General features: G+C 73.9%; 5 protein-coding genes. 2 read left to right on the forward strand and 3 right to left on the reverse strand.

The genetic code is table 11. The features are described 5' to 3' along the window. Positions 1-38 precede the first annotated feature (38 nt). Positions 39-2,399 (reverse strand): glycoside hydrolase family 31 protein, encoded by a 2,361-nt coding sequence (locus IF23_RS0102380; protein ID WP_030279196.1) that lies wholly within the window; start codon positions 2,397-2,399, stop codon positions 39-41. A 301-nt stretch (positions 2,400-2,700) separates the two neighbouring features. On the opposite strand from IF23_RS0102380, the gene IF23_RS0102385 reads away from it, so the two are divergent. Continuing rightward, positions 2,701-4,740, forward strand: coding sequence for an acetoacetate--CoA ligase (locus tag IF23_RS0102385; RefSeq protein WP_030279199.1), 2,040 nt, complete (start codon positions 2,701-2,703; stop codon positions 4,738-4,740). A gap of 113 nt (positions 4,741-4,853) precedes the next feature. Beyond that, positions 4,854-5,765, forward strand: a complete 912-nt coding sequence (locus tag IF23_RS0102390) for a hypothetical protein (RefSeq protein WP_037677002.1) — start codon at positions 4,854-4,856, stop codon at positions 5,763-5,765. Between the two features lie 92 nt (positions 5,766-5,857). On the opposite strand, the gene ptsP is transcribed toward IF23_RS0102390, so the two are convergent. After that, complete coding sequence (gene ptsP, locus IF23_RS0102395) at positions 5,858-7,528, reverse strand: phosphoenolpyruvate--protein phosphotransferase (RefSeq protein ID WP_030279203.1); 1,671 nt, start codon at positions 7,526-7,528, stop codon at positions 5,858-5,860. Between the two features lie 78 nt (positions 7,529-7,606). Beyond that, a complete protein-coding gene (locus IF23_RS0102400) occupies positions 7,607-8,056 on the reverse strand; it encodes a PTS sugar transporter subunit IIA (protein WP_030279204.1) in 450 nt (149 codons plus the stop codon). Positions 8,057-8,560: the final 504 nt, after the last annotated feature.

The raw sequence follows: 8,560 nt of genomic DNA on the forward strand, positions 1-8,560 counted from the left end.
GGCGCGGGCCCCGCATCCGGCCGGGCCCCGGACCGGCCTCACCCCTCCGCCGCCCCCGCCCCCCGCACCCGTACGCGGTACCCCACCGCGCCGCCGCCCTGACGCTCCACCACCACCCGGCCCCGCTCCAGCCACGACACGAACCGGGTCGCCTCCGGCTGCGCGCCCTCGTCCTCCGGGACGACCAACCCGCCGCCGTTGCGCCCGGTGACCGGCGCCCAGACCTCCAGCTCCGTTGTGCCGTCCGCCCCCGTCACCGGGAGCACCGCACCGGCCCGGGCCAGCACCGGTATCCGCGACAGCGGCGCCGCCAGCCGCACCGGCCCGGGCCCGTCGTACGCCCGCCCCGTCGCCGTGTCGTACCAGCGCCCGCGCGGCAGCCGCACCACCCGCGTGCGCGCCCCCGGCTCCAGCACCGGCGCCACCAACAGCGCGTCCCCCAGCAGGAACGCGTCCTCGCAGTCCCGCAACGCCCGGTCGTGCGGCGTCCGCCACCACACCGGCCGCACATACGGCGCACCGGTCAGCCGCGCCAGCTGCCCCAGCGTCGCGAAGTACGGCACCAGCCGCTCCCGCTCCGCCAGCGCCGCCCGCACATGCGCCAGCACCTCCGCCCCGTGCCCCCACGGCCCCGCCCCGTCCCGGGTGCGGAACAGCGGCAGATACGCCGCCAGCTGACACCACCGCAGATACAGCTCCGCCCCCGCCGCGCCGCCGCCCCCCACCTCCGGCCCGCTGTACGGCACCCCGCACAGCCCCAGGCCCAGCACCAGCGCCAACGACGCCCGCAGCCCCGGCCAGTCCGCCCCCGCGTCCGCCGACCACACCCCGCCGTACCGCTGGAGCCCCGCCCACCCCGACCGGGAGAAGGCGAACGGCCGCTCCCCGGGGCGCGCCGCCCCCGCACCCTCCTGCCCGGCACGCGCCATCTGGAGCGCGTACACGTTGTGCGCCTCCCGGTGGTCACCGCCGCGCCCCTCCAGCGCATGGCGCGCCGACCGCTCCAGCGCCACCTCCCCGCACGCCGCGAACGGCACCGGCGCCGCCAGATCGTGCCCCGCCCCGGCGAACCCCTGCGCCCACCGCTCCGCGGACCGCCCGCCCCACCAGGCCCGCGCCGCCGGATCCGTGAAGTCCGGGAACACCGACTCACCCGGACCCGCCACCCCGCGCACCTCCCGGCCCCGCGCATCGCGCACGAACGCCCCCGCCGCCACCCCGCCGTCGTACTCCCGCGCCCCCGCACGCACCCGGACCGCCGGGCCCTCGACCGCCACGGCCCGCACCCCCTCGCCCAGCAACTCCCGCGTCAACCGCGGCAGCGCGGCGCCCTCCGGGACCTCACCGGCGCGCTCCCGCCGCGCCCCCGGCCCCAGCTCCAGATGGACGGCGGCCAGCGGCAGCCCGTGCTCCCGGTGGGCGGCCACCGCCCGCCGCACCCGGGGAGCGTCACCCCGCAGCGCGTGCTGCGCACCGAACGCCCACCGCGGCGGCGGCAGCGGCGCACCCGTCAGCGCCGTCCACCCCATCAGCACCCGGGCGGGCGTCCCCACCAGCACCCAGTACCGCAACGGACCGCCGTCCAGCCGCAGCGCGCACGCCCCCCGGCGGTCGTGCCCCGACCCCGCGCCCTCCCGGCCCTCCCGCAACGTCACCCAGCCGTCCCAGGAGTTGTCGTGGAAGACCAGATGCGTCCCGGCGTCCGCCACCACCAGCTGCACCGGCATCGTCAACCGGTCCTCCCCGGCGCCGTCCGGCCCCCCGGGCGCGGTGTTCCACAGCCGGTACGACCCGTCCCGCAGCCGTGGCCCCGCCGCCCGGCCCCCCAGCCCGAAGAACCGCGCGTCCGCCGCCACCTCCGACCGCTGCACCCACCGCGAACGCCCCGGGGAGCCGCCCTCCGGACCTGCGCCGTCCGCCTCCCCGCTGGTGCCCGCATCCGTACGGTCCCACCACCGCGGCGGCAACTCCCGCCGCAGCAGCACCCCGCCCGGCGTCCGCACCTCCACCGCGCCGTGCCGCGACACCACGACCGTCACCCGCTCCGACACCACCCGCCAGCCACCCTCGGTGTCCGGCTCCAGCACCGCCCGCGCATCCGCCTGCGGACACCCGGCCAGCGCGTACGACGGCTCCGGCGCCGCCCCGTCCCAGCCGCAGAACACCGCACCGCCCGCCGCCACCCGCACCCGCAGCGACGACCGCGCGAACCGGATCACCCCACCACCCGGCTGCGGCTCGGCCCCCTCGGCCTCCCCGGGAACCCGGGCACGCTCCCGCCCGCCCCGGGGCAGCGCCACCGCGTCTGCCCTCCGCCGCCGCCACGCGGCCCGTACCGACCGCAGCCCCTGCGCCGCACCGACGGCCCGCACCGACCGCACCAGATCACGCCCGTTCATGCTGCTCAGACTGTCATTCCCGACGATCACCCCGAGGGGCGTTCAACTTCCGTTCACCTGAGCGTCCACCGGGCGCCGTCCGACGGCCGAACCCCCCACACCCGGGGCCGCGCGACCGGACCGCACCCCGGATCACGACCGCCCCACCGGACCGTCCGGCACCTCGGCGTGATCGTCGCCCCACAGGTCAACCCTGGTGCACAGGACGATCACATGGCATCGTCCAGGAAGGCCGCGTCACCCCCGCACCCGCGCCGGGCGCGGCCGACGCCCACCACGCGTACCGTCCGGGAGCCCCGTCATGACCACCGCACCGTCCCCCGCCCAGCAGCCGACCCCCCTCTGGCAGCCCGGCCCGGACCGCATCGAGGGCGCACAGGTCACCCGCTTCCAGACCTGGGCCGCCACCCACCACGGCGCCCCCGCCGTCACCCCCGGCGACCCGCAGCGCAGCTACACCGACCTGCACCGCTGGTCCACCGACGAACTGCCCGCCTTCTGGCAGGCGGTCGCGGAATGGTTCGACGTCCGCTTCGCCACCCCGTACGACACCGTGCTCGGCGACCGCTCCATGCCCGGCGCGCACTGGTTCCCCGGCGCCACCCTCAACTACGCCGAGCACGCCCTGCGCACCGCCGACGACCCGGCCCGCGCCGCCACCCCCGCGCTGCTCCACACCGACGAGAGCCAGGAGATCGCCCCCGTCAGCTGGGCCGACCTCCGCGACCAGGTCGCCTCGCTCGCCGCCGCCCTGCGCGACCTCGGCGTCCGCCCCGGCGACCGGATCAGCGGCTACCTCCCCAACATCCCGCAGGCCGTCGTCGCCTTCCTCGCCACCGCCGCCGTCGGCGCCGTCTGGACCTCCTGCGCCCCCGACTTCGGCGCCCGCAGCGTCCTCGACCGCTTCCAGCAGGTCGAACCCGTCGTGCTGTTCACCGTCGACGGCTACCGCTACGGCGGCAAGGAACACGACCGCCGCGCCACCGTCACCGAACTCCGCGCCGAACTCCCCACCCTGCGCGCCGTCGTCCACATCCCGCTGCTCGGCACCGACACCCCCGAAGCCGCCCTGACCTGGTCGGACCTGACCACCAACGCGGCCGAACCGGCCTACGAACAGGTCCCCTTCGACCACCCGCTCTGGGTCCTGTACTCCTCCGGCACCACCGGCCTGCCCAAGGCGATCGTCCAGTCCCAGGGCGGCATCCTCCTCGAACACCTCAAGCAGCTCGGCCTCCACTGCGACCTCGGCCCCGACGACCGCTTCTTCTGGTACACCTCCACCGGCTGGATGATGTGGAACTTCCTCGTCGGCGGCCTCCTGACCGGCACCACGATCGTCCTCTACGACGGCAGCCCCGGCCATCCCGACGTCGCCGCCCAGTGGCGCATCGCCGAAGCCACCCGCGCCACCCTCTTCGGCACCTCCGCCGCCTACGTCATGGCCTGCCGCAAGGTCGGTATCCACCCCGCCCGCGACCTCGACCTCTCCACCATCGGCTGCGTCGCCACCACCGGCTCCCCGCTGCCCCCCGACGGCTTCCGCTGGCTCCACGACACCTTCCGGGAGGGCGGCGGCGACCTCTGGATCGCCTCCGTCAGCGGCGGCACCGACGTCTGCAGCTGCTTCGCCGGAGCCGTCCCCACCCTCCCCGTCCACATCGGCGAACTCCAGGCCCCCGGCCTCGGCACCGACCTCCAGGCGTGGGACCCGCAGGGCCACCCGGTCATCGACGAGGTCGGCGAACTCGTCGTCACCAACCCGATGCCCTCCATGCCGGTCCGCTTCTGGAACGACCCCGACGGCAGCCGCTACCACGACAGCTACTTCGACACCTACCCCGGCGTCTGGCGGCACGGCGACTGGATCACCCGCACCTCCCGCGGCGGCGTCATCATCCACGGCCGCTCCGACTCCACCCTCAACCGCCAGGGCGTCCGCATGGGCTCCTCCGACATCTACGAAGCCGTCGAACGCCTCCCCGAGATCCGCGAATCCCTCGTCATCGGCCTCGAACTCCCCGACGGCGGCTACTGGATGCCCCTCTTCGTCCACCTCGCCCCGGGCGCCGTCCTCGACGACGCGCTCCGCGACCGCATCAAGCGGACCCTGCGCACCGAACTCTCCCCGCGCCACGTCCCCGACGACATCATCGAGGCCCCCGGCATCCCCCACACCCTCACCGGCAAGCGCATCGAGGTCCCCGTCAAACGCCTCCTCCAAGGCACCCCCCTCGACAAGGCCGTCAACCCCGGCTCCGTCGACGACCTCCCCCTCCTCCACTTCTACGAGCGCATCGCCGCCGACCGCCGCGCCCGGAACGACGACCGCGCACAGTAACGGCCGGACCCGCTCCACCCGCCGTTGTCAGACCCCCTGATTACTCTCGGTGACAAATGAAGTCCGCGGCGGCACCCCGCCGCCGCGGACGACCGACGCACCGAGGGGCCCTCATGACATCCGCGTTCCGCACCACCCGCCGCACCAAGGAACTGCTGCGCCGCGAAATCCCCGGCACCGCAGGCGTGCTCGCCGACCCGCACGACTTCGCGGCCATGCGCCGCTACCGCACCTTCCCCTTCCAGGACCACACCCGCTACCTCCGCCACCTGGAGGACCACCTCCGCACCCGCACCGCCCAAGGCATGCGGACCAGCCTCGCCCTCTTCGACCCCGCCGCCTACGCCGAGTACTGCGCGGAGCTGGGCATCGACCCCGACAGCATCGACAGCCGCGCCCGCTACACCGGCGAACTCGCCGCCACCGGCGCCACCCTGCCGTACGCCGGTGAACCGCTGCCCCAACTCCTCCCGCTGCTCGTCGAGGAGACCGGACGCCAGGCCGTCTGGGACACCGCGGCCACCCGCCTCGCCGAAGCCGGCACCTGCCAGGAGTGCGGGGCAGACCTCTCCCACACCGCCTTCGCCCTCGCCACCCAGGCACTCAAGGAACTCCTCGACGGCCTCGGCGACGGCACCCACCACCTCGTCTGCAGCATCCCCGCCGGACCACCACCTCTCCTGGCGGCGCTCCGCGTCACCTCCGAGGAGGGCCGCCACAGCCTCGCGGAATCACCGTCCCTGACCTTCTGCACGGTCCTGGCCGCGGGCATCGCCCACCGCACACCGGGCGGCATCGTCTCCCGCAGCACCCGCCCGGAACCGCGGCCCGAGGCCACCACCCCGCACGACACCGTCCGCGGCTGGACCCTGCGCGACGGCTGGCCCGAACCCCTCACCGCCGCCCAGGTCTTCACCGCCTACTGCACCGACGCCGAAACCGGCGACCCCATCCCACCGGAGCCCCACGTCGACCACACCGAGGGCTTCCCCCTCACCCGCCCACCGGAGACCCACCACTGCTGACCCCACACCACCCCGAAACGCCTGACGGCCGCCCCGCCACAGGGGCGGGACGGCCGACAGGTCGGTCACGGGCGGCAGGGCACCGCCGGGAATCACTCCCCGGAGAGCACCGCCTGCGCGGCGACCTGCGCCTCCTCGGCGGTGTCCGCCGCCCGCGCCGCCGCGGCGGCACGCTCACACTGCGCCAGCGTGTGCTTGGCCAACGTCGCCCGCACATACGGAAGGGAGGCCGCGCCCATCGACAGCGACGTCACCCCGAGCCCGGTCAGCACACAGGCCAGCAGCGGATCCGACGCCGCCTCACCGCACACACCACAGCTCTTGCCCTCGGCCTTCGCGGACTCCGCCGACAGCGCCACCAGATCCAGCAGCGCCGGCTGCCACGGATCCTGCAGCCGCGACACCGCGCCCACCTGACGGTCCGCCGCGAAGGTGTACTGCGCGAGGTCGTTGGTCCCCAGCGAAAGGAACTCCACCTCCTGCAGAATCGACCGCGCCCGCAGCGCCGCCGACGGAATCTCCACCATCGCCCCGAACTTCGCCTGCAACCCGGCGTCCCGGCACGCGTCCGCGAACGCCTTCGCGTCCGTACGGTCCGCCACCATCGGCGCCATGACCTCCAGGTAGACGGGCAGCCCCTCGGCCGCCTTCGCCAACGCGGTCAGCTGCGTCCGCAGCACCTCCGGGTGGTCGAGCAGGGTACGCAGCCCCCGCACGCCCAGCGCCGGGTTCGGCTCGTCGGCGGGCGTCAGGAAGTCCAGCGGCTTGTCGGCACCGGCGTCCAGCACCCGCACCACGACCCGGCCCTCCGGGAACGCCTCCAGCACCGTCCGGTACGCCTCGACCTGCTTCTCCTCGGACGGCGCCTGCTTGCTGTCGTCCAGGAAGAGGAACTCCGTACGGAACAGCCCGACGCCCTCCGCACCGGCCTCCACCGCCGCCGGTACGTCCGCGGGCCCGCCGATGTTCGCCAGCAGCGGCACCTTGTGACCGTCGGAGGTGGCACCCGGCCCGGTCGACGCGGCCAGCGCCGCCTTCCGCGCCGCGGCGTCCGTCTCCAGCTCCTCGCGCTTCGCCGCGCTCGGCTCGACGAAGATCTCGCCGGTGCTCCCGTCGACCGCGATGACGGTCCCCTCGGCCAGCTCACCCGCGCCCGGCAGCGCGACCACCGCGGGCACCCCCAGCGCCCGCGCCAGAATCGCGCTGTGGCTGGTGGGACCGCCCTCCTCGGTCACGAAACCGAGCACCAGCGTCGGGTCGAGCAGCGCCGTGTCGGCAGGTGCCAGATCCCGCGCGATGAGCACATACGGCTCGTCGCTGTCCGGCACACCCGGCATCGGCACACCCAGCAGCCGCGCCACGATCCGGTTCCGCACGTCGTCCAGGTCGGCGACCCGGCCCGCCAGGTACTCACCCGCACCCGCGAGCAGCGCCCGGTAGGCCGCGAACGCGTCGTACACCCCGCGCTCGGCGGTGCTGCCGACGGCGATCCGCCGCTCGACATCCGCGATCAGCTCCGGGTCCTGGGCCATCATGGCCTGGGCCTCCAGCACGGCCTGAGCCTCGCCACCGGCCAGATTCCCCCGCGCGATCAGATCGGCCGCCACCGCTTCCACGGCCTGGCGGGCCCGCCCCTGCTCACGCTCCGCCTCGTCGGCCGGAATCTGCTTGGCCGGCGGCTCCAGCACCGCCGTCCCCATGTGCCGCACCTCGCCGATCGCCACACCGTGACTCACGCCGACGCCTCGCAGCGTTGTCTCCATTGCACCCGTCTCCGGTTGATGCGACGACGCGAGCCGCCGCGATGGATGTCGAACCTGCCGTCGCGGGACGGCCCCCGGCTACTGCCAGGAGAAGAGCACCTCGCCCGCGGCGAGCTCGCCGTCCTCCCGCACGTCACCGAGCGAGTCGGCCGCAGCCTCCAGCGCGACGACGGGGCAGATCGGCGACTTACCGGCCTTCTCGACCTGCGCGGGGTCCCAGCGCACGACCGCCTGGCCGCGCTGCACGGTGTCGCCCTTGTTGACGAGCAGTTCGAAACCCTCGCCGTTGAGCTGCACGGTGTCGATCCCGAGGTGCGTCAGCACCCCGTGACCTTCGGCGTCCACCACGACAAAGGCGTGCGGGTGGAGCGAGACGACGACGCCGTCCACGGGTGCGACGGCCTCGCCGGGCTCGCGCACGGGGTCGATAGCGGTACCGGGTCCCACCATCGCACCGGCGAACACCGGGTCGGGCACAGCCGCGAGTCCGATGGCACGTCCGGCGAGCGGTGACGTCACGGTGGTCATGGGAAGCCTCCCAGGGGTGGAGATTCATCAGGTCGCCGTCACTACCTGTCCCGGACGGCGCACCGTTCAGAGCGTAAGTCATAAGAATCAGCCCCTCCGCATGAACGACACCCGCCGAGCGGCGCCGATCAGCGCCCGGCGATTTGCCTCGCCCTTGGGGGGCCTGTACTGTCTGAGATCTGCCCGAGAGCGCCGACACCGCAGAAAACGCGATCAAGCGCCGTGGGCAGCACTCCTCGAATCGTGATTCGGAATATCGAATCCAATTCTGCATGCCTGCGGAAAGTCAGCGATTCGAGAGGCCCGAAAAGCCTGCTAGAGTGAAGCCGCGGAAAAGCCGAAAGGCCGGACCGCACCGGCGAAAATCAGAACCGAAAGGATCTGATAGAGTCGGAAACGCAAGATCGAAGGGAAGCGCCCGGAGAGCCTGGTGAAACAGGCACAAAGGAAGCGTCCGTTCCTTGAGAACTCAACAGCGTGCCAAAAGTCAACGCCAGATATGTT

This window comes from Streptomyces catenulae (assembly GCF_000718015.1).
Lineage (GTDB): Bacteria > Actinomycetota > Actinomycetes > Streptomycetales > Streptomycetaceae > Streptomyces > Streptomyces catenulae.

Coding starts and splice junctions, on each gene's coding strand:
- IF23_RS0102380 (WP_030279196.1), bottom strand. CDS start 2,399: ATGAACGGGCGTGATCTGGTGCGGTCGGTGCGGGCCGTCGGTGCGGCG.
- IF23_RS0102385 (WP_030279199.1), top strand. CDS start 2,701: ATGACCACCGCACCGTCCCCCGCCCAGCAGCCGACCCCCCTCTGGCAG.
- IF23_RS0102390 (WP_037677002.1), top strand. CDS start 4,854: ATGACATCCGCGTTCCGCACCACCCGCCGCACCAAGGAACTGCTGCGC.
- ptsP (WP_030279203.1), bottom strand. CDS start 7,528: ATGGAGACAACGCTGCGAGGCGTCGGCGTGAGTCACGGTGTGGCGATC.
- IF23_RS0102400 (WP_030279204.1), bottom strand. CDS start 8,056: ATGACCACCGTGACGTCACCGCTCGCCGGACGTGCCATCGGACTCGCG.